The organism is Idiomarina piscisalsi (assembly GCF_003987095.1).
Taxonomy (GTDB): Bacteria; Pseudomonadota; Gammaproteobacteria; order Enterobacterales; family Alteromonadaceae; genus Idiomarina; species Idiomarina piscisalsi.
This window is the reverse complement of record NZ_PIQA01000013.1, coordinates 53,178-79,236: the sequence shown is the minus strand read 5'-3', so window position 1 is coordinate 79,236 and position 26,059 is coordinate 53,178. Positions and strand designations below refer to the sequence as shown.

The following is a 26,059-nucleotide window of genomic DNA, read 5'->3' as shown; positions in this document are numbered from 1 at the left end:
TGGGCACTACGGATGGCTGTTAAGTGCCATTAGCGGAAAGCCACATTTCTATCTCACAAACTCTCATACCCACCCCAACCGTCAGGGTATTTCCAGTTTTTAAGCCATGGCAGTACGTCGTTTGCCGGCATCGGTTTCGCAATGCCATACCCTTGACCCAGAACGCAGCCTAGCTCAACCAGTGTTTTACCCTGTGGCTCGGTTTCGACGCCTTCGGCAATAATGTTGAAGTCAAAGGCATCGGCCAAACCAATAATGCCTTTCACAATGGCCAAATCACCTTCGTCTGTCAGCATGTCACGGACAAAGCTTTGGTCTATTTTGAGCGTTTGTGCCGGTAAACGCTTCAGGTAATCGAGTGCGGCATAGCCGGTGCCAAAGTCATCCAGAGACACAGGAATACCCATTTTTTTGCATTTCGCCAACACGTCAGCCGCCTTATGAATTTCACCAATGGCGGCGCTTTCCAGCACTTCTATCTCTAAATATTTCGGTGACACATTGGTGTAATGGCCGAGGTGCGTGCTGACCGAATCTAAGAACTGATTGTCGAGTAACTGCAAGGCATTGATATTCACACTAACGGGCAACTCAACGCCTTGTGAACGCCATTCACTCACTTGCTTCAGTGCTTCATTGAGCACCCAGTTACCAATCGTAATAGAGAACGGATGTTCTTCTATAAATGGCAAAAAGTCACCCGGTGGTACCAACCCGCGCTCAGGGTCGCGCCAGCGCAGTAGCGCCTCAACGCCTATGACCTCACAGGTTTCCATATTCACTTTGGGTTGGTAAAAAAGCTCCAGCTCATCATGACTAATAGCCAGCTCCATACGCTTAATAAGCTCGGTCAACTTCGCCTGCTCTTGCTCGCGATGCGTATCAAACCACGTTATGCGGTCACGGCCGTTGCGCTTAGACTGATGCAGTGACTGGCTGGAGTGGCGAATGAGGGTATCGGCATCGTTGTTGTCCTGCGGATACGCAGTAACACCCATACTGACGGTAATATCCATGGTGTAAGAGCCAACGGTGATGGTTTCGGAGAGCTCGGACTTTATTCGCTCGAGAACCTCATTCACCTGCAGTTCACTCTCTCCACCTTCAATGACCAATAAAAATTCATCGCCGCTGAGCCTTCCGACCGTATCGCCATCGCGTATGGTGGCGTTGAGCCGCCGGGCAAGCTGCTCTATGACTTTATCACCCACCGCATGGCCAAACTGAGCGTTGATATTTTTGAAATTATCGACGTCGATAGACGCGACCACGACCATGTCGCCTTTACGACCAGCAATGCTCAATGCGTGTTCCAGGCGGTCTCGTACAAGTAAGATATTAGGAAGCCCGGTCAGAGCGTCGTGGTAGGTTCTGAATTCTAATTCCTCCTTATGGGCAAACGCTCGTTCTGTTACGTCCGAACTAATGCCGACAAAGTTTTGTACTTCGCCGCGCTTATTCTTAATAGCGCTCATGGACGCCAGCTCAGCATAAAACTCGCCGTTCTTACGACGGTTCCACAGCTCACCTTGCCAGAAGCCGTCTTTTATTAGCTGCTGAAACATAGAGCGATAAAACGATTTCCCCTGACGCCCGGACTTTAAGAACCGGGGGTTTTTACCCAGCACTTCGCGTTTTTTATAGCCGGTAATGCGCGTAAAGGCCGGGTTTACGTCCAGAATTCGGCCATCGGCATCCGTGATAGTAATGCGGTCTTGCGTATATTGAAAAACGGAGTCTGCCAACATTATTTGGCGACGCACATAGCGCAGAATGAGCCAGCTTAGGAACAGTGCCGTCAGCAACACCAATGGTGAAATAATGACGTAACGCCAGAGCTCGTTGAGGGACGATTCATAATAGCTCGTCGCCGTTTCTTTAATGCTCGTGATTAACCGTTGCTCAACGTCCTGAACGGTCGCAATAAGCTGTGTCTGCTGAGCTATCCACACGTCAGCGTCCATGCCCTGAAGTAACTCATTAGGCGTTCGTGTTGCGAGTAGCTTTTGCCGAAACTCCGTTGTTAACGCGGACAACTCACCGCCAGGCTCCACCGTGGTTTGACTTTCAAAACCAATAAGCAAGCTGCGCTGGCGGCCGGCGTTATAAGCCAGTTGACGAATGTCTTCTTGGCTCATTTTGCCATTTAACAGCGCTTTACCGACAATAACACGTTCTTGTCCCAGTAATTCTCGCAGTCGGTTTAAAATAAAGTAAGCATTCACTTCCCGCGAGAGGCTTGCTATTGATAAGTCACTAGCCAACTCATTTAACTGACTATTAGCTTGCCGAATAATTGTCGTATAAAACTGAAGTATTTCATCAGGGATCGCTTGCTCATTATCGACACGCTCCCGCATAACCGGTAGCTGACCCAGTGCGTCAGTCGCTAGCTTTAAGCCTTGGTGAAGCGCTTTGGTTTCCGACGTAATATCTACTGAACCCAGCTTTTGCTTTAGGTTTATCAGCTGCTGGTTCGTTCTCTCACGGCTTTGCATTAACCGCGAACGCAAACGCTCAGTGCCGGTGTCTGTAATGAGCACACTCAAGCCACGCTCACGTTGCAATGTGCCGACAAGCTGACCGGCCGCTGTCACCAGCGTGATATTATCATTCAGCGCATCTAGCCTATTTACCGATTGCCGCAGCTCTATAATATTAGACCCAGACATCCAAATAATTGCGATAACGGGTAATAGCAACGCCGCTGCAAAACGGTAAGAAAGTGGCAGTTTGTCGAATAATTCGAGCGCGCGGTATGAAATACCTGTTCTCCTTTGCTCATCTCGATAAGCGTTATACACTTACTTTTTGTAAGTGTATAACAAAATAAACCTGAATGAGTGATCTAAAATTGTTAATTCCGCTATAGTACACAGAAGCTTACCGTTTGGAGTCGTACCTTTATGAAAACATGGATTCGTCTTAGTGTAACAGCCTCTTGTCTATTTCTTTTTACAGTGGCTCACGCACAGCAGCTGTCCGAAATGCAGCAGTGCCTGCTGGATAAAATGAATACGACCAAAGCGGAACAAACCACTATTGCCGATATTCGCAGCCAGTGTGAACAACAACTCCGCAGTGCTGAAGACGAGGAAGTGGTTGAAGTCGATGCCGTGGAAGAGCCAGGTGTGCTCACCAACAGAATGAAAAGTGAAAAGGTCACTCAGTTTGACCCTTACGTTCTTACCCCACACCGCCGCAACTATATGCTTCCCGTGCTCACGACGAACAATATCAACCGCATTCAGTACGCTGACATAGAAGGTTATGAGCAAAACCTGGAAGAATACGAGTCAAAGTTTCAGCTAAGCTTTAAAGTACCGCTCAATAAAGAAAGCTTGTTGTTCGAAGATGACCAGTTTTTCTTTGGCTTCACTGTGCAGTCGTGGTGGCAAGTTTATTCGGACAATATTTCTAAGCCGTTCCGCGAAACTAACTACATGCCTGAGTTTTTCTACGCAACGCCAACCGGATGGCATCCGTTTGGTACCAATACGGCCTTAGTGTTTGGGGCTGAACATTTGTCGAATGGTCGCAGCCAACCACTGTCGCGCAGTTGGAATCGCTTCTACGCTCAGTTTGTCGTTGAAAAAGGCCGTTTTGTGTTTTCGCTTAAGCCGTGGGTTCGCCTACAAGAAGACGCAAAAACCGACCCGCTTCAGTCCAGTGGTGACGACAACCCAAATATTACGGACTATGTTGGCAACTACGAATTCACTACCGCATACAGCGACGGCGATTTCGAGTACATTTTAAAGCTTAACCACGCCATAGACACCGGCAGAGGCTCCGCCGAGCTTAACTGGACGTTTCCACTCGGCGGTAAGTTTATTGGTTATACGTCAATTTTCACCGGATACGGAGAGAGCTTGATTGACTACAACCACAAGCAAACTCGCTTCGGTATCGGTATTGCGTTAAATAACGTACTTTAACGATTAAAAGCTGTAGGCGGCTGACAACCAAAGACGTCGGCCGTCTTCGACATAACCGTATTCTTCTACGCCAATTTCTTTGTCTAGTAGGTTATATATACCTGCCGCCAACTTAATGTCTCTCGTGACATAGTAATTAACACCCAAGTCCGCCAATGTGTAAGACGGAGCAACCAATACGTCCTGCGAAGGGCCTGTTGTTGGCTGACTCTCCTCACCACGATAATGCACACGTAACCAACTGTTCCATCGTTTATTCGGCTTCCAGTTTAACGATGTTTGTATTAAATGCTTAGGCAATTGGTTTAAAGGGTCGCCTGCATATTCGCCCGACTTTTGCTCAGAGTCGGTATAGGTATAATTGCCTTTAACTGACCAATGGCGGCTTAATCGTGAATTAAATGTCAGTTCCACACCTCTGGTAACCGCTTCATCAATATTCACACGTGTCGTTGGCATTGAGCCAAACTGGTTAGGCCCAGCGTCACAAATCGTTGCAGGGCAGGCGACACGAGTAATTTTATCGTCAAACTGGTTATAAAAGACGGTTGCAGAGGTCGATGTATGACGACTCCAGTCGGTATACAAACCCAACTCATAGTTGGTCGACGTTTCTGCTTCTAAATTTGGGTTACCATAAACATCACCACCACGGCTGACCTGGCCCCAATCGGGTGTGGTTTCACGTAAGCCTGGAGCTCGGAACCCCGTTGAAACACCACCTTTTATGGTTGTTGCGCGACTCAAAGTATAAACACCGTAAACGCGAGGGCTCCAATGGCCGCCGAAAATGTCATCGTCGTCATAACGAACGCCTGTGGTTAAGTCGAACCCTTTAAACAATGGCCAGGCCGTTTCTGCAAATACCGACCATTGAGAGCCTTCAACTCGCGTACGATCACTGATTTGATTGCTGGTTAAGTCTTCCAGCTCTTCCTTAAAGTAGGAAACCCCGGTATTGACTGAATTGTCATCAAATAGCGGTAAATTCCAGTGACTTTGAAAGTCGGTATTGGTAATGGTCATTAAGCGCGCTTCGTTTTCATACTCGTCGCGTTTTAAGTAGCTGCGTGCACCCACTAAGCCCCATTGACCATTGTGGGCAATCGATACGGACTGACTATCGTACACAGTGCTTGAAGACTCAGGACACCCGCGGCGACCACATTCTTCACCCGGCGCCAGCGGCTCAACCGTTTTTCCCAAAGACGCATCTATTGTCTGTTTAGCGGTACCTATCTCAAACAGAATTTCATGATCCCGGTTTGGCGTATACGCCAATTTCATGTCCGCATCTTGCGCCGTTTTATCACGAAAGCCTTCGACAATTTCATCTTCTAGCCGACGCGTATAGCCTGCTGATAGCTGAAGCCCTAAAGTATCTTTTATGAGTGAGCCTGCCGTAAAAAAATTTGTCTGATAGCTGTTACCTGACTCCGAGCGTTCCTGTAACGTGCCGTCAACGCGAATTTCAGAGCGCCATTCGTCCGGAGTTTTACGTGTAATGATATTAATAACGCCACCTATTGCGTCCGACCCGTAAAGTGACGACATAGGCCCACGAATTATTTCAATGCGATCGATGGCAGCCAACGGCGGCGTCCACGCACCTTCCACACCCGGCCCGTCGCTATTTGGGCGGGTTTCACGAGAGCTCTGGCGCTGACCGTCCACCAAAATTAAGGTGTAGTCGGCTCCCATCCCCCGCAGACTGATATCCTGACGGTCACCACCGCCGGTGACTACAACCCCAGGCACATCCGTCATGGCGTCGGTTAAGTCTTTGTAGAAGCGCTGTGACAACTCGTCTTTATCGATAACGGAAATAGAAGCCGGTGCCTTTTTTATATGCTGGGCGACACCAGAGGCCGTCACCACCATCACTTCCATGTCTTTGTGTTTATGACGCCGCTTTTCACGATCGTCGTTTGCACCATCCTGTGCATAAGCGGTACCCAAGGCAGAAAAAATAGCCATTGAAAGTACACCCAGTTTCAAGCCATTCTTAAAAACGTTCACAAATCGCCCCTCTATTAAATGAGAATAATTTTCATTGGCGATCATAAATGTTAAGATGAATTCATCAACGTCGAAATTCTGAAATAGGTTTTAAGCGGAACTAAACCATGAACCCAAAAATGATTCGGTCAATGAAGGCTTTTACCCGAACGGTTGAGCTGAACAGTATGAGTGGGGCAGCAAAGGAACTGCACATGACAGTGTCTGCGGTTAGCCAACAATTACAGCGCTTGGAAAAAGATAACGGTATTGCGCTGTTTCACAGGAACACGCGGACGCTGACGTTGACCGAAGCCGGAAAAGTGTTTTACCAATCATGCTTAGACATGCTCAATATTGCTTCGCGTAACCAAGAGCAATGGGAGGCGTTGACCAAAACGCCGCAAGGGCAAATTAAAATGATAGCGCCTGTTGGTTTTGGTGGCGGGTTGCTCAGCGAACCGTTAAAACAGCTGCAGCAAGAGTTTAAAAACGTTCATTTTCAGCTGCACATGACGGACGAGCCCATTGATTTAATTACCGCCGGCGCCGACTTGGCCATTCGGATTGCCCCTCTTGCCGACTCATCGCTTTATGCAAGGCACTTAGTAGATTGGAACATGATTCCTTGTATTGCTGCTTCGCACCCGGCTGCTCAGAAGCCTATCAGTTGTTTTAACGACCTTCCCCAAGACTGCTTTATTGGGCATATGTCGAATTCGTCAGAGCTTGAGTTCCCGCAACCCAAAATCATGCTCAATAATATGCAAACCGTGGTGCAACTGACATTAGACGGGGTGGGTTACGCGTTACTGCCGGAGCCTGAAGTCAAACACTACATTGAAAGTGGTCACTTACTTCGATTACTACCTGAATGGACAGGCAGCCCGTACAGTGTTCACGCAATATTGCCGGTTAAAGACAATATTCCCGCAAAAACTGAACGGACTGTTGAGGTGTTAAGCGAGTTCTTTCATCGCTTGTAGGGACTGCTGAACGTCACTCTCGCCCGACATTAAATCAAAGGCTTTGCGTTCTGTTCCTGATTCGTCAAGGCAGCGATGTAACACGTTCGCGACATCTTCACGAGGCACCGAGCCTGGAGCCAATGATTCTCCGACAACCACTTTACCGCTGGCAGGATCATCCGTTAATGCGCCGGGACGCACTATCGTCCAATTGAGACTGCTACGCATTAACTCTTTGTCAGCGTAATGCTTCGCCGCGTAGTAAGGCAGTAGCTGTTCCGCCCAATTCTCGCGGTTATTCGCTTGCCATGCGCTGACCATAATAAAACGTTTCACGCCAGTATTCTCAGCAGCTTCAACGGTTTTCACGGCGCCGTCTAAATCCACTAAAAGCGTTTTGTCATCACCCGTGTTAGCCCCGGATCCTGCTGTGAATACCACCGCATCTGCGCCGTTAAGAGCAGTCTGCAAGTCGTCAACGGAGCCTTCTAAGTCGGCTAACCTGGCTTCAACACCTTTCTCTTCCCACGATTGTTTTTGTTCCTGCTTCCGTACTACAGCAACAACCTTGTGTTTGTCATCGTTTTGCAATTGTTCGACAAGATGTTGACCAATTTTTCCATTCGCACCAATAACGGCAACATTCATAATTCACCTCCATAATTTCTATATCTGATCATACGTTCAGAGGTGACGGATTAGATCGCTGCATTGTCTGACCAAACAATACAGTTTCGTCCCGCGCGCTTGGCTTTATAGAGCGCTTGGTCGGCGCGGCGGTAAATACTGGACACGTCGTCATTAGTTTCACTAGCGGTAGCGCCAATGCTGACAGTGGGATTAATGACGTCGCCTGATTCCAGCGTGACAACCGTTGTCTCCACGGCTTCTCGTACGCGCTCAAGTACTATTGAAGCATTTTCTTTATCGGTGTGAGGTAAAATAATCATAAACTCTTCACCGCCCACCCGAATCACCGTGTCGCTACCTCTTAAGCTGTCGTTCATGGCGTTAGCGCCAGCGATGAGCACCTGGTCCCCAACGTCGTGACCGTAGGTGTCATTAATGGACTTAAAGTGGTCAAAGTCGATAACCGCCACCACGCAACAACTGTCCTGGTAATGGGCTGCCAGCCCTTGCTCAAGCATTTGCATGCCTGCCGAGCGGTTTTTTAAGCCTGTAAGGGAGTCAGTGTAAGCAATTAACGCCATGTCATCGCGTTGACGCATAAGATCTGATCGCACAGCTTGCTCAGCAATAACGGTTTCAACGGCCGTACCCATCATACGAACCATTTCAATTTCTAACTCACTGAAGTCTTCCCGACGTGCTGTTTTTCTGGCGAAACCAAGCACGCCCCAAACAACGTCATTAATAACTAGCGGCGTACCGATATACGACTGCAGGCCATAAGTTTGGAAGGACTTATGGTCTTTAAAGCGTTCGTCTTTGTCAGCTTCGTTGGTATGCACCAACTCGTTCTCTGCTAACACAACCGAGCAATAGGTTGTCTCTAAAGGCAGCTGAGTGCCTGCTTTCAGGTCTAACTTTGCCGTTTGTATCCACTCAATGGTGTATACGCCATCAATGATGGAGCTTGCGGTGCCAATATCCACGTCTAAATAGTCGACACCAAACTTCAAAAGTTCATCAATTGATACAGGATCAATACGCCGGCCGCGCTTATGAATAATGTCATGAATGGTGCGCATTAAATCGACCGAAGCATAGTACTCGGTCACGTCTTCCATCACAGCATACAGACCGACCATTTTTTTGCTTTCATCCAGCTCAGGAATGTAGCGGATATCCAAAAAGCACTTGCGGCCATCCCTAAATGTAACCGCTTCCGAAAAGGAACTGACCTTGCCGCTTTCAAATACTTTGTCATGCCGAAGCTCCATCCTCGCGTAAAGCTCATCATCAAGAACATCGGAAACGAACCGACCCAGAATGTCGGTTTTTTTCAGGTTAAGGAACTGGCAATAGGCTTTGTTGGCATAACGATAGCGCCGCTTTTCATCGATGAACGCGACCATCGTGGGTAACTTTTCCAGAATTTTATTCGACAACTGACGCTCTGGCATGACAATCACCTTTGTTTATAACTACAGCATAGCCTACGCCATTCAATTCGTCAGCCCAAGCTAACCGTTTAAAATCTTTACAAAAAACTCAGCACCCTTACGACGGCAAAACTCAATATTGCGATCAGGTATCGACTCGGGGTCGTCATGCTGCTCAATCGCTTTCTCTAAGCTCGCTTCCCTTAATAAGTGCAACGTCGGAAATGGAGAGCGGTTGGTATAGTTCGCCGGGTCGTCCTGGGACTCCCCGTCAAAACAGTAGTCCGGGTGAAAGTGCGCTAGTTGATAAACGCCTTCATAGCCTTCCTCAATAAGCAGTGCGTCGGCCATGTCGACCAAGTCTAAAAAGCCATGAAAGCCTTCGAAACCCTGGGGAAGAATAAAAAGCGTGGTCTCAGTTTCAGGTGTTTCGTCTAAGTACTTCGCTTCATCCAGCAACTGTTGTAACACTGAAGCTATGTCCGGTTGCTCTGCAACAACGTAGCGAATACTTTTGCGCTCAACTTCGCGGCGCGCAAACGGGCAGATATTGTATTTCACAATAAGCTGTTGCACCCAACGCTGGGTTTGCTCAATAATCGTAGGTATCTCGGCTGTCATTTTCGTATCACCAAAAGGAGGCTTCTTTCTATGAAGTCTTTAGAGCTCAAAGTTCCACCCGTCATTGTTGTTGCCATAGTAGCAGGACTTATGTGGTTAACGGCGCATTATACCGCAGAGTTAAACGCTTTCTACGTTGGCCAGCGCGCTGCGGCTATTTTCTTGCTGGTACTGGGTGTATTACTGCCTTTACTCGGTGTTATGAGCTTTCGCCGCGCGAAAACAACGGTCGACCCGCGAGACCCGAACAAAAGCACCGAGCTTGTCACAACAGGCATTTACCAGCGCACCCGAAACCCAATGTATCTCGGCTTTTTCTTTATGTTAATGGCCTGGGGCGTGTTTTTAGGCAGTATTCTGTCGTTATGGGGGCTGGTGCTATACGTTGCATACATGAGTAAGTTTCAAATTCAGCCGGAAGAGCGCATTCTCACAAAAACCTTTGGAGAAGCCTACAAGAACTACTGTCGGGAAACCGGCCGGTGGTGGTAGTCAGGCATTAAGGAGCCTTGCGACTCTTTCTTGCAGCATCGGAATAATGCTGTCTTCAAACCAGGGGTTACGCTTTAACCACAAATTATTACGTGGGCTGGGATGCGGCAACGGCAACACGTCAGGCCAATAATGTTCCCAGTTTTTTACTCGCTCGGTGAGTGTTTGTTTTGGTTCGTCAATGTGCCAGCTTTGTGCGTACTGTCCAATGGCCAACGTCAATTCTAAATTTGGCAGCTGCTGTAATAGTTTCTGCCGCCATGCCGGAGCACATTCTGGCCTTGGTGGTAAGTCGCCGGACTTGCCGGTTCCCGGGTAACACAAACCCATTGGTATAATGGCCAGCTTTTCAGCGTCATAAAAAGTGGCTTTATCAATGCCCATCCACTGGCGCAGCCGGTCGCCACTGGGGTCGTCGAACGGCTTGCCTGACGCATGGACACGCCGACCAGGCGCTTGGCCTGCCACTAAAATCTTCGCATTAGGGTGTAACTGGACAACCGGCCGAGCTCCCATTGGCAGTTCAGGTTCGCATAGCGTGCATTGACGAACCTCTGTCAGCAAATTTTGCCAGGAGCTCATGATTACCTCATTGATTATTTCTCAATAAATGCCTGCTCTATAACGTAATCGCCTTGTTTGCGCGAGGTGGCTTTTGTAAAGCCTCGCTCATTCAGTATAGCCATTAAGTCTTGCAGCATAGCGTCGTTACCACACAGCATAAAACGGTCCTGCTCGGGGTTCAAATCGGGCATGCCAATGGTGCGCGTCAGTATACCTGAGGTCAGTAAGTCTGTAATTCGCTGCTGGTGTGCTTCATCTCTGAATGGCTCACGCGTTACCGTTGGATAGTAAATCAGCTTCTCTTTTACCCAGTCACCAAAAAACTCGTTATTCGGTAAGTCTTCACCGATTTCTTTTTGATAGGCCAATTCAGAGACATAACGTACACCGTGGACAAGAATCACCTTATCGTACTGCTCGTAGATATCCGGATCTTTAATCACACTCATGAACGGCGCTAGTCCGGTACCGGTACTCAGCAAATACAGGTTTTTACCCGGTAGTAGATGCCCGGGAACAAGGGTGCCAGTAGGGCGCGTCGACAGCACCACTTCATCGCCAACCTGAATATGCTGCAAACGTGACGTTAATGCGCCATCGGGCACTTTTATACTGAAAAATTCCAGCTCTTCTTCATAGTTGGCGCTGGCAATTGAATAAGCGCGCAGCAACGGCTTGTCTTCAAGTTGCAGTCCCATCATTACGAACTGACCATTTTCGAAAGTGAAACTTGGCTTACGGGTGGTTCTAAAACTGAATAGGGTGTCATTCCAGTGGCGTACCTGAGTGACGGTTTCGGCAATAGTACTTCTCATAACTGCTCCTGAAAACAAAAACTGAAAACTTTGTTAACTTAACTTAAATTGCGAATGCGAATAATTTTCATATAGAATACCGCAAATTGAATTGGAAACCAAAAAAAGGATTACGAAAATGAAGTATTCTCTGGCGGCCTCTGCCGTTGCAATTGCACTAACCAGTCAAATGGTACTCGCTGATGAGCATTCAGACAAAGCAATGGAGCGAATCCAGGTCAAAGGAACGTACTTTAATGATTACAAAACAGGTGACGCCAGTGGCGCTAACCGCATGGACACGTCGCTGCTCGAGGTGCCACAAACCATCACCGTGATCCCCAAAACCATTATGGATGAACAGCTCACCACCACTCTGGGTGAAGTGCTCACCAACGATGCCTCCTTAACCGCCGGTTCTAAACAACGTAACCGCGAAACCTTTAACTTGCGCGGGTTTTCACTCAGCTCGTCCACCGGTTATTTACGTGACGGCCATCAACACTGGTCGCACTATCAGCAGCCCATCGAGTTGCTAGAGCGTGTAGAGGTTGTCAAAGGCCCATCCAGTATCTTGTACGGGCAATCGGGCCCCGGTGGATTGGTCAACATGGTCACTAAAAAGCCAACTTATAAAACACGCTTTATGCTTGGCGCCGATGTCGATCATCGTGGCAGCACTCGCTTCTTAGCCGACGCCAGTGGCGCATTAACTGACGATGAAAGTCTCCGAGCCCGTACAGTACTGGTTAAACAAGACGTCAATTTCTGGCGTGATTACCCGAATGACGGCGATCGTGAACGGGACCGTGCGCTGGGCTCGCTTGTTGTCGATTACGATTTGACGGATGACACACTTATACGCGTGCATTACGACAGAACCAACGATAAAGCAGGGCTGGACACCGGTGCGTGGCTGGATCAAAACGGTGAAGTAATTGGCAGCGACAAAACCATTTACGATTTTTCCTGGGCGTTTACCGATATTACCGTTGAAAATGTGGGTGTAGACATACAAACACAGCTCAACAACCATTGGCGTATGAACCTGGCGTACAACGAGCAAACCTTTGAACGTCAGCGCTTTGAATCCTCACCGCGTAAGCCCGACGACTATGTCTTAGGCGACAGCTATGCCTCAAAACCTTACGATCGTCACGACGACTGGCAGTTTAAAACCGCGTTCATCGACTTTATCGGCGAATTTCAAGCACTGGGTGTTGATCACCGTTTACTGATTGGCGCAAACGGTTTGGACTATTACTACGGTCAGCTGATTGAACGCGGTGACACTATTAACTATACACCGGGTGACGCAGAACCCGTACGTCCTGACCTGTCGTACCACCGCGCGACGTCAATGCGAACCTCCGACTACGATTATTACGGTGTGTATATTCAAGACCTTGTCACCTTTAATCCGCAATGGCAGCTGTCGTTTGGTGGTCGCTACGACAAACAGAATCGTGAAAACGCGAACAGCGAATCGTTCGCGCCTAAGTTAGGCGTGCTTTACCACCCTACTCACGGGGCTACTCTGTACGCCAGCTACTCGGAAGGCTTTGAACCGCAACGCAGTGAACGTCTGCAAAACGAGCTGGATGTAAACGATGGCATGCGGTTAGATGCTACAACCTCTGAACAAGTGGAGATTGGCGCCAAGTGGGAGCTGTTCGATAACCGTTTGATGCTGTCCGGTGCGTTATTCGACATCAGCAAAGAAGGTACCTTGGTATCTGAAAGCTTACCCGCAGACCACCCGCAGTTCGGTGACTACGAAACCATTACCCGTCAAATTGGTGAACAGCGTCATAAAGGTGCCGAATTGATGGCACAGGGTGCCGTCACTGATCGGTTCTTTGTGATGGCTTCAGCCATGTATTTGGACGCGAACTACGAACGCGATGAACACTTGCAAGGTAAGCGCCCCAGCGACGCACCTCAATGGTCAGCGTCAGTATGGTCTCGTTACGAGTTCAATAAGCAATTTGCGGTAAACGCTGGTGTATTTTACGAAGGAGACCGCTTTGCTGACAGCAACAACGAGGTTGTGAAAGACAGCTACGCACGAGTGGACTTAGGGGCTACGTACAAAATGCGTATCGCCAACACCAAAGTGAAATTTCGTTTTAATGTCGAGAACGCGCTCGATACCGATTACCTGGCCGGTGGAGGCATGAATAATGTAACCGTTGGTGAGGGCGCTAACTTTCGTTTAGCGGCCAACGTGAAGTTTTAAGCCATGGCGCGTCGTTACGCATCGCGCAAACGCGGCTGGTCATTAAAGGACTGGCACTGGATAAGTTCGGCGGTGTGTCTTATTGGCATGCTGCTGTTCTCTGTCACTGGTATTACGTTGAATCATGCGGGGTGGATAGAGTCTGCACCTAGCATCGAAAGTTACGAAGGGTCTCTCCCTCAAAAGGACTTGGAACGGTTGGTGAATGCGTCAGGGAATGACGTTCTGCCAACTTCCTTTCACCGCTGGTACGAAACAAAGACACATAACAGCATCAGTTCAAATGCCCAAATAGAGTGGAGCGATTACGAAGTGTACGTCGCTATGCCCCGACCTGGCGGGGACAGCTGGTTCAGTGTCGATTTAGCCAGCGGTGCTTTTTATTCCGAAAACACTGATCGCGGCTGGATCGCTTACTTTAATGATCTGCACAAGGCGCGGAACACCGGATTCTTATGGAGTTTGTTTATTGATGTGTTTGCTATCGCGAGCATTGTTTTCACTATTACGGGGTTATTGCTTTTGAAAAAATACAGTAAGGGCCGCAAATCAACCTGGCCACTGGTCCTGGCCGGATTCATCATTCCATTTTTCGCCGTTATTGGTTCGGCTCACGCCGCTGAAAATGAACTCACTGTGGAAATTCCGCGTCTGTCTGTTGCCGAATATCACGTACCTTATGTTGCCGTTTGGCTGGCCAACGAGCGTCATCAGCGTGTTGTCGATATTGCCGTGTGGTATGACGTAAACCTTGAAAATAACGAAGGAGAAAAGTGGCTGAAAGACATGCGTCAATGGTGGCGCCGCAGTGGTCGTATGACCGACATGCCTATAGATGGAGTCTCGGGCGCAACCCGCCGCCCAGGCATTCAGCGGGTCGACCTTACCCCCATGCTGAGTAAATTACCTGAGCTTAGTGATGGCAAATATTACCTATACGTAGAAGCCGCCCGCGAGCTTGGCGGCCGTGAAATGCTACGTCTGCCATTGTCTTTACCCCTTAACAACCCAATATCCATAACAGACCGCGGTGAGCACGAGCTTGGCCGTGTGTCCCTAAAACTGGAGCCTTAAGCATGAAATTATCTTCTGTAATAACGACAAGTCTTGCCGTACTAACACTGTTCGCCAGCGCCAGCAGTGAAGCACACCGTGTATGGATTAAGCCAAGTGCTACCGTTGTCTCCGGCGACTCTGAATGGGTCACCTTTGACGCGGCTATTGCAAATGGCATTTTTTATCCCGACCACTACCCATTGAGCTTAGACCGAGTGGAAGCGATGGCGCCGGACGGGTCTGCAGTGACTTTAGAGAACGGTTACAAAGGCAAACTACGCTCTGTCTTTGACATAGAGCTCGAAAAAGAAGGCACTTACACCGTGTACTCAGCCAGTTCAGGATTATCGGCTCGCTGGGTAGACGACAACGGCGAACGTCAATACTGGCCGCCACGTGGCTCCCGCAAAACCAATGATGATTTCTATAAAGAAGTTCCTCAGAACGCCAAAGACTTAGAAGTCAGTGAACGCTCACATCGAGTTGAAGCTTTTGTAACGTCAGGCGCGCCGACCTATGACACTTTGGGTCCAACCGGTAAAGGCTTAGAGTTGGAGCCAGTAACGCACCCTAACGATTTATACACCGGCGAAAACATTACCTTTAAATTCACGATGGACGGCAAAGCCGCTGCAGGTACTGAGCTAGTCTTGGTGAAAGGTGGTGAACGGTATCGCGATCGTTCAGAGCCAACCAAGCTGACAACCAACGAAAAAGGCGAAGTCACTTTCTCTGTTGATGAAGCTGGCATGTATTGGTTAGAAGCTGAGTACGCGGATAACAACGGAAAAGCCCCAGCGACCAAACGCCAGGGCTCTTATGTTGCCGTTTTAGAAGTGTTGCCGATGTAATTAATCGGCTGTAACAACGGGGGGTTCGCTTAAGCGGACCACGCCCAGCGTATTGGCGTCGGTACCAAACCAAATGGAATCGGTGCTTTCGTCATAGAACATGTGACGAACGGTACCGCCGCCACTTTCTAGCTCGATAGGCTCTGAAAATTCGTGGGTTTCTGTGTCAAAACCCACTAAGCGGTTCGGCTGCACACCCGTTTCGACAAACCAAACGTCATTGCGCTTGTCAACTGCCATACCGTATGGACGAGAATTACCGGCAGCAGGTGCACGCCAGTCTTTGTTGTCGCCAGTTACCGGATCGTAGCTACCGACATACCCCTGGTTATAATCGACATACCAAAGCGTTCCGTCATCGGTCATACCCAGGCGACGAGGTCGCGACTTTTCTCTATCCAGTTCAAACTCTTTTAATTTGCCATTCTCGACGGTTGCGAGTTTATTCGTACCAAACAACGTCGCCCAGGGTCGGTCATTTTCAACAATGAGGCCATAAGGTCTTGCAGAGTCTGTCGGTACATCCCACAGCATCATTTCGCCGCCAGTCGTCTCTAAAAAGCCGATTTGATTACCGCCCTGAACCGTAAACCAAATGTCGCCAGCTGCGGTGAAGTCCATTGTGTGGCTGTCTTTAGGGCCGCTACCTGGTAATTCAAATTGCTTAATATCGCCAGTGCCTGGATCAATAAGGCCTATGTGTTCTTTTAGGTTCCCGGCGTACCAGGCGCCCCTGTCATCGACAATAACGGTGTGAGGCCCTGCACCGTCAGGCAAGTCGTAGCGTTTGAATTCCTCTGTTTCCGGATTAAAGGTTGCTACGTAGTGGCTTCCCTGACCAACAAACCAGACCGTGCCGTCATGCACCCAAGGGTCACGAGGCCGGGAGTCCTCCCACGGCACCTGCCATTCCTGGATGTCAGCGTTTGCCAATCCAGTTTCTTTATGATCATCACTGTTTGCCAGCGCACTGCTTAATCCCGCCAGGCCAACGACTACTGCACTTGCTAAACTAAGGTACTTCATCGTTATGCCTCCATCTCGTGTAGCCCGACGCTATTGCGTCAGGTGCCACTTTAAAAAGGTAGCTCTCACCTGATGCAATAGCATCAGGCTACCACCGTATCATCTAAATATTGCACCCGATCGTATCTTATGCAATGTTCACTGTATAAATAGTAAACGGCGGGCTTTGTATGCTGGATCAATGGCTCATTGGTATTATCTTGCTGGCAATGCTGGCTTTATTTGTCATTGATAAATGGCGTTATGACCTGGTTGCCATGATGGCGCTTCTGTCGGCCGCCGTTCTCGGCCTAGTTCCGGCGGCTGAGGTTTTCAGCGGTTTCGGCAATGCTGCGGTTATTACCGTCGCCGCCGTTCTTATTATCAGTCATGCGCTATGGCGCTCCGGTGTTGTCGATGCTCTTGCGGCCGGCATGAAAAAAGTTGGCGACAAACGCTGGATTCAAATGATAGCGCTCACATCTGTCACGACCGTCTGTTCAGCGTTTATCAGTAATACCGGTACCATGGCCATAATGATTCCCGTCGCACTGCAACTGGCCCGTGCCAGCGGCAATAACCCCTCTAAACTGCTCATGCCAATGGCGTTTGGTTCGCTACTCGGCGGGACCATAACCATGGTCGGTACACCGCCCAATATCATTATTGCGGACATTCGACGCGAAGCCATGGGCGAGTCCTTTGGCATTTTCGAGTTTACCCCTGTGGGCTTGAGTATTGCCGTTGCCGGCCTATTGTTTATGTGGTTTCTAAGCCACTGGCTGGTTCCTGAGAAAAGTGGTAAATCGAAATCAGCATCGCTTTATGATGTCAGCAGTTATCTTACCGAATTGTATGTTCCGAAGGAGTCTGGGTTTATTGGCGAAACGCTCTACGAGCTGGAGAACCGCAGCGAGGACGACTTTGTCATTGCAGCCTTGCAGCGTGGTGAAAAGAGATGGTCGGCTCCGGCTCGGTATTTAAGACTCAGAGCGGAAGACGTGTTAATTGTCGAGGCTAACGCTGAAACCATTCAGCACGTTATTGACGGAACCGGTTTAGAGCTCAACGCTGAAGAGAAAATTGATGAGCGCTTTTTGAAGTCAGACGACATTACCGTTATTGAAGGTATTGTTGGTCACGACTCACGCCTGATAGGACGCTCGGCCGCTGACATTAAACTGCGTAGCCGCTACGGCATCAATGTGCTTGGGGTAGCGCGGGAAGGTCAAAAACTGGGGACAGCGCTCGGTAACATTCGTTTCAAACCGGGAGACGTGCTGTTACTTCAGGGCGACGCCGAAATATTGAATGACGTATTTCAGCGCTTTGGCTGTTTCCCGTTGGCTCAGCGAAGCCTGCGCATTGGCTCTTCTAAGCAACTGATGTTGCCACTGGGTATTTTTGCCGCAACGATTTTATCAGCCGCCTTTGGGTTACTCTCGGTGCCCGTCGCCTTCTCGCTCGCCGCCGGGCTTATGGTTGTTACCAATATTCTGCCCCTGCGAGAGCTATATGACGCTATCGACTGGCCTATTATTGTGCTGCTGGGCGCAACCATACCGCTGGGTTCAGCGTTAGAGCGCAGCGGTGCTGCCGATACCATTGCCAACGGGGTGCTTTATATCAGTTCTGGCGCGCCTGAATTTGTTGCCGTTGGCTTGCTGCTGGTTGTTACCATGTTGCTGTCGAATATCGTTAATAACGCTGCTGCCGCCGTACTTATGGCACCTATCGGCATAAGCATGGCGAACAGCTTCGCCGCCAGTATCGATCCCTTTTTAATGGCCGTCGCTATAGGTGCTGCCGTTCCATTCCTGACGCCAATAGGCCACCAGTCGAACATTTTAGTAATGGGACCGGGCGGTTATAACTTCAGTGACTACTGGCGACTTGGCCTGCCCTTGTCGTTGATTGTCGCCGCCGTGGCTCTAGTCATGATATTGCTGGTGTGGCCGCTGTATTAACCGCGGTCTTTATAAGGCAAATAGGTTCGTAATGTTTTTAGATGTTCGCGTAACGCGGTGCTTTCATCCCGGCAGTACTGTTCAATAGCGTCGTTAAGAGGGGACGGCATAAACCGGTAAAAGCCTTCACGAAGCACCGGCTCAAAGCCTCGGTGCAGCTTATGTTCGCCCTGTGCGCCAGCGTCAAAGTAGCTAAGGTTATGGTTAATGCAGTAGTCAATGCCCCGATAATAACAGGCCTCAAAATGCAGAAATTCAAGCTCCTCCTGACAGCCCCAGCAGCGTCCATAAAGTGTGTTTTCACTTTTGAAGCACAGTGACGCTGCGAGCATTTCATCATTTCGGTAAGCCGCAAACACGACAATATGTTCCGCCAATAACTTACCCCAAAGCTCAAATGTCGCCGGAGTTAAATAACCACCATGACCTGAGCGTTTTAAGTAAGTTCGCTGATAGAACACAATGAACTGATGCCAGAAATCTGCAGTTAATTCGTTGCCATGCAAGGTTCGCATTTCGACATTTTGCTCCGACACTTTCTGCCGCTCTTTGCGTATGGACTTGCGCTTGCGTGACACTAAAGCCCCGAGAAAGTCGTCAAAGGAACTATAACCCCGGTTCTGCCAGAGGAATTGGATATCAAAGCGCTGCCACCAGCCCTCTTCTGCCAGTGCCTCGCTTACATTCGGCTCAACGTACAGACATTGCAAATTGCTGACATCGTGCTCCTGCATCAACGCCGATTCAATAACCGGTAGAACATCAGCAGCATTAACGCTCTCGGCAGTAGCCAAACGAGGTCCCTGACACGGGGTAAAAGGTATGGCGTTGATAAGTTTTGGGTAATACTGAAAACCATAACGCTCGTAGGCTTCAGCAAACGCCCAGTCAAACAAATATTCACCATAGGAATGCGTCTTTTTAAACCACGGCATAATGGCGACCAGTTTGTCACTGTTATCATGTACCGCAACATACTGGGGCAACCAGCCACGCTGCGGCCCAAGACTACCCCCCTGCTCAAGCGCCAACAGGAAATCATATTGCGTAAACGGATAGTCACTGTTGAACAACCCGTTCCAGTCCGCCTTAGGTATTGACGTTATTGTAGAATGAACAACAGCGCACATGGGTTAGGTGCTTAAAAGCCCAAGCACACTGATATCTTCGTCCAAACGTGGCCAATGGATGCCCTGGCCGTTGCCTAATAATTGCCAATCATTACGTTCTTCTTCCGTGGCAGCTTCCAAGCGAGGAAACCAAACAATGGGAGCCGAAATTTTACGTCCGTCAGCCAGTTCAACTTCGAGCGCAGCTTCGGTAACAGATACATTCACTGCAACAGGGTGGCGATCAATTTCTAAAGTATTCATCCCAAGCCTCCAGAAGCTCTTTTTTATGTTGAACGACAATTTTCTGTATTCGCCTAAGCTCAAAAGATGAAAAGCCAACCGAGCTACTCATCAAAACGGGCTTAAGCCAAAACTTCGCAAGTTTACTCTCGCGTTGCACATGAATATGCGCCGGCTCGCCACTTTCATTACTATAAAAGAAAAAACGGTAAGCACCAATCCTTAGCACTGTTGGCATGCATCAGCTTCCCTCTGTAAAAATAGGAAAGCATATAAAGTCAGCCGCTAAATATCGTCAGCGAATAGCGTAACGTTTTATAGTCGATTACCGACTCTAAGACGTTAAACTAAAAACACGTACCCATACATCAGCTGTTATGGTCAAGCATTGTAGCTTTTCTGCCCGTTCTCTGCCTTCTTTACTGGCGCGGTAGAGGTGTGGTGTCATGGTGAGTAGGTCATGTACGGCTTCAGTATCAGGCAACTCAACTTTAAAGCTGATTCTCTCTTCTGATGACAAAACCCAACCTTTTTCAGAGACTGGTAAGTGTTCGGATTTTGCTTTTATTTCTGGGTAAATTATTCGTTTGAGTTCGATTAAATGCTCAGAAGCCGGATCAACCATAATTAATCGACCACCAGGTTCTAAAACCCGTTTAAACTCAGCTTCAACAGGGAAGCCAAACACGCACAAAATAGTATCGACGCTATTGTCTGCCAACGGAATCGCGTTATTAGATGCTACCATCCAGCTCAAGCGCTTATCTTGCTTTGCGGCTGTCTGTACCGCCCATTTTGAAATATCCAAAGCGGCCACACTTAACTCTGCACCTTGTTGCTCGGCCTGTTCAACGAGATAGCGCAAGTAATACCCTTCACCGCAGCCCGCATCGAGTAAAGCCTGTGAGCCCATTGCTAACACTGTATCAGCTAATGCCTGCGCCAGCGGCTGGTAGTAACCTTTATTCAAGTATTCCCGCCTTGCCTGCACCATCGCTTTGCTGTCACCGGGGTCTTTCGAGCGTTTATTCTGTACCGGCAACAAGTTGACGTAACCTTGCTTCGCAATATCAAAGCTATGACCATTGTCGCAGCACCACGTACGCTCATTCAGCTGCAAAGGCTGTTTATCTAAGGGACAAATGAGTTGGTCAAACGGTTGTATCACGGCGGAAGCTCTTATTAATTTTAAAGCTTAAGTTTACGGGGTTTCGCGACAAAATTCAGGCACAAAAACCTGCGCTAACATACACCGAATAGAACCGCCGCCCAGCTCGATGGTCGGTACTTTGATGGGCACTAACGTCGCCCATTTCTCCAGTTTTTGGATCTGATCGGCACTTAAAGCGTTATAAGCGGTTGCAGAAATAACCAGTAATTTGCGCTCATCTGCCTCTAACTCCAGAGTATTACCTGCAAAGTGCTCTATTTGATCTTCAGTTAACTGCACCAGCTCTTTACCACTTGCTGCAACCGTATCCATAAACCGGCGCCGCTCTTTGTCATCACGAATCATCTCAGCGGATGCCATGACAAACTCACTACCAACGGCCATAAGCACATTGGTGTGATACACCGGCTTGCCGTCTCGGCTGGTGGCATTGAACGCCACAGGTTCGTAATTCAGTTTTAGGCAAAGCGCTTTCAGCGCACTTTCGTGCATACGCTTAGATCGGGCGGCATAAGCTAGCTTATGTTCATGGTCGAACACAATAGACCCTGTGCCTTCCAGAAACACACCGTCATTTTCCTGCGCGCTTAAATCAATAAGCTGTTGATAGCCATATTCATTACGAAGAAATTCAATAATGTCCGGACGACGCTCTTTGCGACGGTTTTCACAATACATAGGGTATAAAACCAGCTCGCCGGAGGCATGAGTACTGAACCAGTTGTTGGGAAATACCGAGTCAGGTGTTTCTGTGGTTTCATCCTCGAATAAGTGCGCCTGAACACCATACTCACGCAGCTTACTGACCGCTTCAGTCACTTCGTTGTAAGCCGCTTCAGCAACGTTAACGCCGTCTTTCGCTAGCGACTGAAACGCATTGTCACCCATAGTTTCCGGGTTCGATGCAAAGTGATGCGGGCGCACCATAACAACGATATTCGAAGACTGACTCATATAGCTGGGTTCATAGAAAATTTGCGCGCATTTATAGCAATTTGCCGATGTCTTAGCAAACCATTAAACGCTCAAATAAAAATGCATTTGATAATAGTTCCTATTAGCAATATCATTTGCGGAAAGTTTTTTAGAGAGTAGAAAAGAATGACTCAACGGCAATGGTTCAAACTGCACGGATGGTGCTCATTACCTATTTGGATCCTGTTTTGTTTTATCTGCATTACAGGAACCATAGCGGTATTCAGCCACGAATTAACCTGGCTATTTAACGAAAATGCGCGCGCGGTTAACCCGAATGACTTAGCCGCTCAGCCTATTTCTGAGTTAGTTGCGACGGTGCAGAACGCATATCCGTCAGCCAACATTACAACGGTCATGACCTTTGAGCCTTATCTCATTAATGCCGTTATTTTTTCGACCGAGACCATTCCATCGGGCATTGCTTATGTAAACCAATACACTGGTGAGATTCAGGAAGTTAACCAAGGCATTACCTTTATTAACTTCATGCGTTCACTGCACGGTTGGCTGTTATTCCCATGGCAAAGCAGCTACAGCGTGGGTTACTACCTAGTTTCCGCCATGTCATTTGTAATGATTGGCGCTTTGGTTACTGGGCTTGTTATTTATAAGCGCTTTTGGCGCGCTTATACACAACCGAAGATCCGTGCGAAACAAGGCAAAAAGACATTGCTTACCGACTTGCACAAACACGGCGGAGCATGGTCAATTTGGTTCCTTATTGTCATGAGCCTAACCGGCCTTTGGTACTTTACTCAGCAGGTTATGTGGCACGCCGACATAGATATTGAGGCTCATCCGCCGTTAGTGGAAACTTCTGACATACCACTTGGCGAGAAAGCTGAACCGCCAGTAACCTTTGCTGACGCTATGAAAACAACCGAAGAGCGTTTTCCGGAGTTCCGCCCAAGCTACATTATGATGCCGGAGCATAATCGCGACATGTTCAAAATTATCGGCGGCGGCGACACAGTGTTCTTCGATGACTACTCTTACCGCGTCAACATAAACCCATGGACCGGCGAGATAGCAAGCGAAACGACCCCCGAAACCATGGGTGCATTACAGACCATTCAGCATATTGTTGACCCACTTCACTACGGGACTATTGGTGGTATTTGGACTAAAGCCATTTGGTTCATTTTCGGGCTGATACTGTCCGGCATGTCCATTACCGGTTTCTTGATTTGGGGCTCGCGAACCGTAAAAGCCGCAAAAGAAAAGAAGACACCACTGCGAGAGTCTCTGCAAAGTGAGGGAGCAAACTAATGGCGCGCCGTAAGAATACATTTTGGAATCGTAATAAGTTTAAGCTGAGTGGCTTAATTCTCATTCTGCCTTTTTACTTTTTGTACGAGCAACTCCAACCGCCGGAATTCCCGAACGTATGGGAAGAAAAATCGGTAGGGCCTTTCGAGGTTGCAATACAGCCGTTAAATAACGAAGCGCCGTACGCCCACCACGAAGACTGGGTAAAGGACTTTTCCGCTTATGTTAATGAGGGCAACGTCAGCGACATTCGTCAGGGGTATGTGAATATTGGTGAAGAGCCCGTACCCCTAGACACGCTTGAAAGTGACGACGTTGGCATTTTGCATGGCAGCGAACTCCTGCAGCATGTACACGCTATTGCGCCACAAAACTACAAGCCAGAGCACCGCGTTTGGGTCACTTTGCAGACCTGGGATGGCAGTGTCCACAAGGCTTCATGGAAGATTCCCGAAAATTGGCTAAAATAACACTTTAAATACGAATCATTTTCATTTAGGATCCACCTCAACATAAACGCTTGTGATTTTGAGGGGAGTTATGAAAATCCAGAAGTCTCTATTAGCGGTCAGCGTTTTGGCCGCTCTAACCAGCACAGCAGCTTTGGCTGAAGAGCCTCAGCAAACCCGAAAAGAAAAAGAAGAAATGATGGAAACCATCGAGGTAAGCTCTCGTGGTTTGATCTCTTACGTCAGTGCGACCGGCTCAAAGTCAGACACTCCCATAATTGAAACGCCTTTATCCGTCTCTGTGTTAACGGAAACACGTATAGAAGACTTAGGTGCCGTTACTGTTCAAGACGCTATCGGTTACGTAGCTGGCTTGTACAATGGTCCCTATGGCGTTGATACTCGTGGCGATTGGGCTCAAATTCGCGGAGTAGCACCCGTTCAGTACCTAGATGGCCTTAAATCACTGTTTGGCTATTACAATAACGTTCGAGTAAACCCCTACTCACTTGGACAAATTGAAATTCTTAAAGGACCAAGCTCTGTCTTATATGGGCAAGGCTCAACCGGCGGCATTATTAACCTAGTCAGCAAGCGTCCTCAAGCCGAGACTCAGGGGGAATTTTGGGCTCAGCTTGGTAATTACTCCCGCAAGCAAGTTGCGGGCGACATAACCGGGGCTTTAAACCAGGACGCTTCCCTAACGGGCCGCTTTATCGGTTTATACAGGGACAGTGATACGCAAACGGATTATGTCCCTGACAACAGCTTGGTTTTGAACCCATCTCTGAGTTGGCATGCGTCAGAAGATACGAAAATCACCTTAATTGGAAACATCCAGAGAAATGAATCTGGTTCCAGCACCCAGTTTTTTCCATGGCAAGGAACCTTATTACCAAACGAATTTGGCCAAATTGATAGCTCCACTTTTGTGTCAGAGCCAGGTTTTGATAAATACGATACAGAACAAGACGCGCTAACGGCTATCGTTGAGCATGATATTAATCTGGACTGGAGTCTGCGTTTAGCAACCCGATACAGTGACAGTCACGCTGACTACAATACAATGTACGGTTGGCCGCCTGTTTTTGCCGAAGACAACCGCACGGTCAATCGTGTATCGTCCTTGTCTCGAGCTGATGCCAGAGCATGGACAACAGACTTACAATTGCATGGTTCCTTAATCACAGGTGCCATAGAACACGACTTAGTTTTCGGTATCGACTTCCAGGACGCCTATACGGATAATGATAGAGCCTCTGGCGAAATGAATACACTCGATTTATATAACCCTGTGTACGGTCAGGCAACAGGCTTACCCACAGAGGCCGATCTCTCAGACGCGCCTTCAAGCACAACCTATCAGCTTGGCGTTTATGTTCAGGACAACATGCGCATAGCAGAGAAATGGCTCGTCTCCGCTGCCATGCGTAGAGATCGCGCAACAACGAATCCTGAAATGTCAGACTCAACGGATCAATACGCCACCACCGGTCGTTTAGGCTTTATGTATTTAATGGACGGTGGCGTTTCTCCTTACATTAGCTATAGCGAGTCATTTTCTCCGATATTAGGTACTGACGCTTTTGGTAAAGCTTTTGTTCCTAGCGAAGGTAAACAATGGGAAGCTGGCGTTAAATACCAGCCAAAAGGAACAGAGCATTTATTAACCGCGTCTGTATATAAAATTACTGAAGAAAACCGTACGACCAGTGTTAACGCGGAACAAGCGGCAAACCCAGACATTATTGACCCTAATGGCCGGGTACAAACTGGCGAAGTGGAAATTGAAGGTATTGAGCTGGAAGCTCAGCTAGCCTGGGATTCTCTGGACGTTTACGCCAGCTACGCATACACCGATGCTATCATCAGTGAAAGTAATACTATTGGAGAAGAAGGGGCAACACTCTCTGCGACTCCAGATCAACAAGCATCTGTTTGGGCAACCTATCGCCCCGAAAACTGGAGCGGTTTTAAAATTGGTGCAGGCGTTCGCTACGTAGGTAATACGTCCGATGGCAGTGCTTACGTTGAGCAAAACGGTGTAGTACTTAATGACCCGCTAGAAACTCCAAGTTACACCGTATTCGACGCAATGATCGGTTACGACTGGGACAACTACAGCGTCAGCCTAGATGTCGACAACCTAACCGACAAAACGGTCTTAACGTCATGTCTCGCTCGCGGTGACTGCTTTTACGGTCAACAGCGCACAATTATGGCGAATTTCCGTTACAACTTCTAAAGCATAAATTAACGCTTTCACGTGTAGCCCCGGACG

General features: G+C 48.5%; 23 protein-coding genes. 10 read left to right on the top strand and 13 right to left on the bottom strand.

Going from position 1 to position 26,059, the window contains the following annotated elements; translation table 11 throughout:
- Positions 1 to 53 precede the first annotated feature (53 nt).
- Positions 54 to 2,804: an EAL domain-containing protein gene (locus tag CWI73_RS11130; RefSeq protein ID WP_126752847.1), complete on the bottom strand. Its 2,751-nt coding sequence runs from the start codon at positions 2,802 to 2,804 to the stop codon at positions 54 to 56.
- Between the two features lie 102 nt (positions 2,805 to 2,906).
- On the opposite strand from CWI73_RS11130, the gene CWI73_RS11125 reads away from it, so the two are divergent.
- Complete coding sequence (locus CWI73_RS11125; RefSeq protein WP_126752846.1) at positions 2,907 to 3,938, top strand: phospholipase A; 1,032 nt, start codon at positions 2,907 to 2,909, stop codon at positions 3,936 to 3,938.
- Between the two features lie 3 nt (positions 3,939 to 3,941).
- Here CWI73_RS11125 and CWI73_RS11120 read toward each other — a convergent pair whose 3' ends face one another.
- Positions 3,942 to 5,915 carry a ligand-gated channel protein gene (locus CWI73_RS11120; RefSeq protein WP_198675194.1) on the bottom strand — a complete coding sequence of 658 codons (1,974 nt, stop codon included), beginning with the start codon at positions 5,913 to 5,915 and terminating at the stop codon, positions 3,942 to 3,944.
- A gap of 149 nt (positions 5,916 to 6,064) precedes the next feature.
- Here CWI73_RS11120 and CWI73_RS11115 point away from each other — a divergent pair, with 149 nt between their 5' ends.
- Positions 6,065 to 6,922, top strand: coding sequence for a LysR family transcriptional regulator (locus CWI73_RS11115; RefSeq protein WP_126752844.1), 858 nt, complete (start codon positions 6,065 to 6,067; stop codon positions 6,920 to 6,922).
- Here CWI73_RS11115 and CWI73_RS11110 read toward each other — a convergent pair.
- From CWI73_RS11110 to CWI73_RS11100, 3 genes are read right to left on the bottom strand one after another with little or no spacing between them, the layout of a single operon-like run.
- Entirely contained in the window at positions 6,896 to 7,552 is a 657-nt protein-coding gene (locus CWI73_RS11110) for an SDR family oxidoreductase (protein WP_126752843.1), read from the bottom strand. The two genes, CWI73_RS11115 and CWI73_RS11110, sit on opposite strands and share 27 nt — an antisense overlap.
- Before the next feature lie 50 nt (positions 7,553 to 7,602).
- A complete protein-coding gene (locus CWI73_RS11105) occupies positions 7,603 to 8,991 on the bottom strand; it encodes a sensor domain-containing diguanylate cyclase (RefSeq protein WP_126752842.1) in 1,389 nt (462 codons plus the stop codon).
- Between the two features lie 60 nt (positions 8,992 to 9,051).
- Positions 9,052 to 9,591, bottom strand: a complete 540-nt coding sequence (locus tag CWI73_RS11100) for a DUF1415 domain-containing protein (protein WP_126752841.1) — start codon at positions 9,589 to 9,591, stop codon at positions 9,052 to 9,054.
- A gap of 30 nt (positions 9,592 to 9,621) precedes the next feature.
- Here CWI73_RS11100 and CWI73_RS11095 point away from each other — a divergent pair, with 30 nt between their 5' ends.
- Positions 9,622 to 10,083: a methyltransferase family protein gene (locus tag CWI73_RS11095; protein WP_126752840.1), complete on the top strand. Its 462-nt coding sequence runs from the start codon at positions 9,622 to 9,624 to the stop codon at positions 10,081 to 10,083.
- On the opposite strand, the gene CWI73_RS11090 is transcribed toward CWI73_RS11095, so the two are convergent.
- Together CWI73_RS11090 and CWI73_RS11085 are read right to left on the bottom strand one after the other, a co-directional pair.
- Positions 10,084 to 10,665, bottom strand: coding sequence for a uracil-DNA glycosylase family protein (locus CWI73_RS11090; RefSeq protein ID WP_126752839.1), 582 nt, complete (start codon positions 10,663 to 10,665; stop codon positions 10,084 to 10,086).
- Positions 10,666 to 10,679: 14 nt separating this feature from the next.
- Positions 10,680 to 11,462: a ferredoxin--NADP reductase gene (locus CWI73_RS11085; RefSeq protein WP_126752838.1), complete on the bottom strand. Its 783-nt coding sequence runs from the start codon at positions 11,460 to 11,462 to the stop codon at positions 10,680 to 10,682.
- Positions 11,463 to 11,580: 118 nt separating this feature from the next.
- Here CWI73_RS11085 and CWI73_RS11080 point away from each other — a divergent pair, with 118 nt between their 5' ends.
- The 3 genes from CWI73_RS11080 to CWI73_RS11070 are packed head-to-tail and all read left to right on the top strand — an operon-like array spanning position 11,581 to position 15,587.
- Positions 11,581 to 13,680, top strand: a complete 2,100-nt coding sequence (locus CWI73_RS11080; RefSeq protein ID WP_126752837.1) for a TonB-dependent siderophore receptor — start codon at positions 11,581 to 11,583, stop codon at positions 13,678 to 13,680.
- A gap of 3 nt (positions 13,681 to 13,683) precedes the next feature.
- The gene (locus tag CWI73_RS11075; protein ID WP_126752836.1) at positions 13,684 to 14,754 is read left to right on the top strand and encodes a PepSY-associated TM helix domain-containing protein; all 1,071 of its coding nucleotides are present in this window, start codon (positions 13,684 to 13,686) and stop codon (positions 14,752 to 14,754) included.
- A gap of 2 nt (positions 14,755 to 14,756) precedes the next feature.
- Complete coding sequence (locus CWI73_RS11070; protein ID WP_126752835.1) at positions 14,757 to 15,587, top strand: DUF4198 domain-containing protein; 831 nt, start codon at positions 14,757 to 14,759, stop codon at positions 15,585 to 15,587.
- On the opposite strand, the gene CWI73_RS11065 is transcribed toward CWI73_RS11070, so the two are convergent.
- On the bottom strand, positions 15,588 to 16,613 hold the full coding sequence (locus CWI73_RS11065) for a Vgb family protein (RefSeq protein WP_126752834.1): 1,026 nt from the start codon (positions 16,611 to 16,613) through the stop codon (positions 15,588 to 15,590).
- Between the two features lie 170 nt (positions 16,614 to 16,783).
- Here CWI73_RS11065 and CWI73_RS11060 point away from each other — a divergent pair, with 170 nt between their 5' ends.
- A complete protein-coding gene (locus CWI73_RS11060; protein ID WP_126752833.1) occupies positions 16,784 to 18,559 on the top strand; it encodes an SLC13 family permease in 1,776 nt (591 codons plus the stop codon).
- On the opposite strand, the gene CWI73_RS11055 is transcribed toward CWI73_RS11060, so the two are convergent.
- The 5 genes from CWI73_RS11055 to ctlX all read right to left on the bottom strand — a co-directional run bounded on the left by CWI73_RS11055 (position 18,556) and on the right by ctlX (position 22,036).
- Positions 18,556 to 19,689: a GNAT family N-acetyltransferase gene (locus tag CWI73_RS11055; protein ID WP_126752832.1), complete on the bottom strand. Its 1,134-nt coding sequence runs from the start codon at positions 19,687 to 19,689 to the stop codon at positions 18,556 to 18,558. The genes CWI73_RS11060 and CWI73_RS11055 overlap by 4 nt on opposite strands.
- A 3-nt stretch (positions 19,690 to 19,692) precedes the next feature.
- Positions 19,693 to 19,932, bottom strand: a complete 240-nt coding sequence (locus CWI73_RS11050) for a DUF2442 domain-containing protein (protein ID WP_053953435.1) — start codon at positions 19,930 to 19,932, stop codon at positions 19,693 to 19,695.
- Entirely contained in the window at positions 19,913 to 20,149 is a 237-nt protein-coding gene (locus tag CWI73_RS11045) for a DUF4160 domain-containing protein (protein WP_126752831.1), read from the bottom strand. Before CWI73_RS11045 ends, CWI73_RS11050 begins: the two co-directional genes overlap by 20 nt.
- Before the next feature lie 96 nt (positions 20,150 to 20,245).
- Positions 20,246 to 21,079: a putative RNA methyltransferase gene (locus CWI73_RS11040; protein ID WP_126752830.1), complete on the bottom strand. Its 834-nt coding sequence runs from the start codon at positions 21,077 to 21,079 to the stop codon at positions 20,246 to 20,248.
- 33 nt (positions 21,080 to 21,112) lie between these two features.
- A complete protein-coding gene (gene ctlX, locus CWI73_RS11035) occupies positions 21,113 to 22,036 on the bottom strand; it encodes a citrulline utilization hydrolase CtlX (protein ID WP_126752829.1) in 924 nt (307 codons plus the stop codon).
- A 147-nt stretch (positions 22,037 to 22,183) separates the two neighbouring features.
- On the opposite strand from ctlX, the gene CWI73_RS11030 reads away from it, so the two are divergent.
- The 3 genes from CWI73_RS11030 (at position 22,184) to CWI73_RS11020 (ending at position 26,023) form a co-directional block, all read left to right on the top strand.
- Positions 22,184 to 23,329 (top strand): PepSY-associated TM helix domain-containing protein, encoded by a 1,146-nt coding sequence (locus CWI73_RS11030; protein ID WP_126752828.1) that lies wholly within the window; start codon positions 22,184 to 22,186, stop codon positions 23,327 to 23,329.
- Positions 23,329 to 23,799: a hypothetical protein gene (locus CWI73_RS11025; protein WP_126752827.1), complete on the top strand. Its 471-nt coding sequence runs from the start codon at positions 23,329 to 23,331 to the stop codon at positions 23,797 to 23,799. The genes CWI73_RS11030 and CWI73_RS11025 overlap by 1 nt, the downstream gene beginning before the upstream one ends.
- 70 nt (positions 23,800 to 23,869) lie before the next feature.
- Positions 23,870 to 26,023, top strand: a complete 2,154-nt coding sequence (locus tag CWI73_RS11020) for a TonB-dependent siderophore receptor (protein ID WP_126752826.1) — start codon at positions 23,870 to 23,872, stop codon at positions 26,021 to 26,023.
- Positions 26,024 to 26,059: the final 36 nt, after the last annotated feature.

Bases quoted from the DNA above. Each gene is read 5' to 3' on its own strand.
- CWI73_RS11060 (WP_126752833.1), top strand. From the start codon at position 16,784: ATGCTGGATCAATGGCTCATTGGTATTATCTTGCTGGCAATGCTGGCT.
- CWI73_RS11105 (WP_126752842.1), bottom strand. From the start codon at position 8,991: ATGCCAGAGCGTCAGTTGTCGAATAAAATTCTGGAAAAGTTACCCACG.
- CWI73_RS11125 (WP_126752846.1), top strand. From the start codon at position 2,907: ATGAAAACATGGATTCGTCTTAGTGTAACAGCCTCTTGTCTATTTCTT.
- CWI73_RS11080 (WP_126752837.1), top strand. From the start codon at position 11,581: ATGAAGTATTCTCTGGCGGCCTCTGCCGTTGCAATTGCACTAACCAGT.
- CWI73_RS11115 (WP_126752844.1), top strand. From the start codon at position 6,065: ATGAACCCAAAAATGATTCGGTCAATGAAGGCTTTTACCCGAACGGTT.
- CWI73_RS11055 (WP_126752832.1), bottom strand. From the start codon at position 19,689: ATGTGCGCTGTTGTTCATTCTACAATAACGTCAATACCTAAGGCGGAC.
- CWI73_RS11025 (WP_126752827.1), top strand. From the start codon at position 23,329: ATGGCGCGCCGTAAGAATACATTTTGGAATCGTAATAAGTTTAAGCTG.
- CWI73_RS11085 (WP_126752838.1), bottom strand. From the start codon at position 11,462: ATGAGAAGTACTATTGCCGAAACCGTCACTCAGGTACGCCACTGGAAT.
- CWI73_RS11095 (WP_126752840.1), top strand. From the start codon at position 9,622: ATGAAGTCTTTAGAGCTCAAAGTTCCACCCGTCATTGTTGTTGCCATA.
- CWI73_RS11030 (WP_126752828.1), top strand. From the start codon at position 22,184: ATGACTCAACGGCAATGGTTCAAACTGCACGGATGGTGCTCATTACCT.
- CWI73_RS11050 (WP_053953435.1), bottom strand. From the start codon at position 19,932: ATGAATACTTTAGAAATTGATCGCCACCCTGTTGCAGTGAATGTATCT.
- CWI73_RS11100 (WP_126752841.1), bottom strand. From the start codon at position 9,591: ATGACAGCCGAGATACCTACGATTATTGAGCAAACCCAGCGTTGGGTG.
- CWI73_RS11090 (WP_126752839.1), bottom strand. From the start codon at position 10,665: ATGAGCTCCTGGCAAAATTTGCTGACAGAGGTTCGTCAATGCACGCTA.
- CWI73_RS11045 (WP_126752831.1), bottom strand. From the start codon at position 20,149: ATGCCAACAGTGCTAAGGATTGGTGCTTACCGTTTTTTCTTTTATAGT.
- ctlX (WP_126752829.1), bottom strand. From the start codon at position 22,036: ATGAGTCAGTCTTCGAATATCGTTGTTATGGTGCGCCCGCATCACTTT.
- CWI73_RS11075 (WP_126752836.1), top strand. From the start codon at position 13,684: ATGGCGCGTCGTTACGCATCGCGCAAACGCGGCTGGTCATTAAAGGAC.
- CWI73_RS11120 (WP_198675194.1), bottom strand. From the start codon at position 5,915: ATGGCTATTTTTTCTGCCTTGGGTACCGCTTATGCACAGGATGGTGCA.
- CWI73_RS11110 (WP_126752843.1), bottom strand. From the start codon at position 7,552: ATGAATGTTGCCGTTATTGGTGCGAATGGAAAAATTGGTCAACATCTT.
- CWI73_RS11065 (WP_126752834.1), bottom strand. From the start codon at position 16,613: ATGAAGTACCTTAGTTTAGCAAGTGCAGTAGTCGTTGGCCTGGCGGGA.
- CWI73_RS11020 (WP_126752826.1), top strand. From the start codon at position 23,870: ATGAAAATCCAGAAGTCTCTATTAGCGGTCAGCGTTTTGGCCGCTCTA.
- CWI73_RS11070 (WP_126752835.1), top strand. From the start codon at position 14,757: ATGAAATTATCTTCTGTAATAACGACAAGTCTTGCCGTACTAACACTG.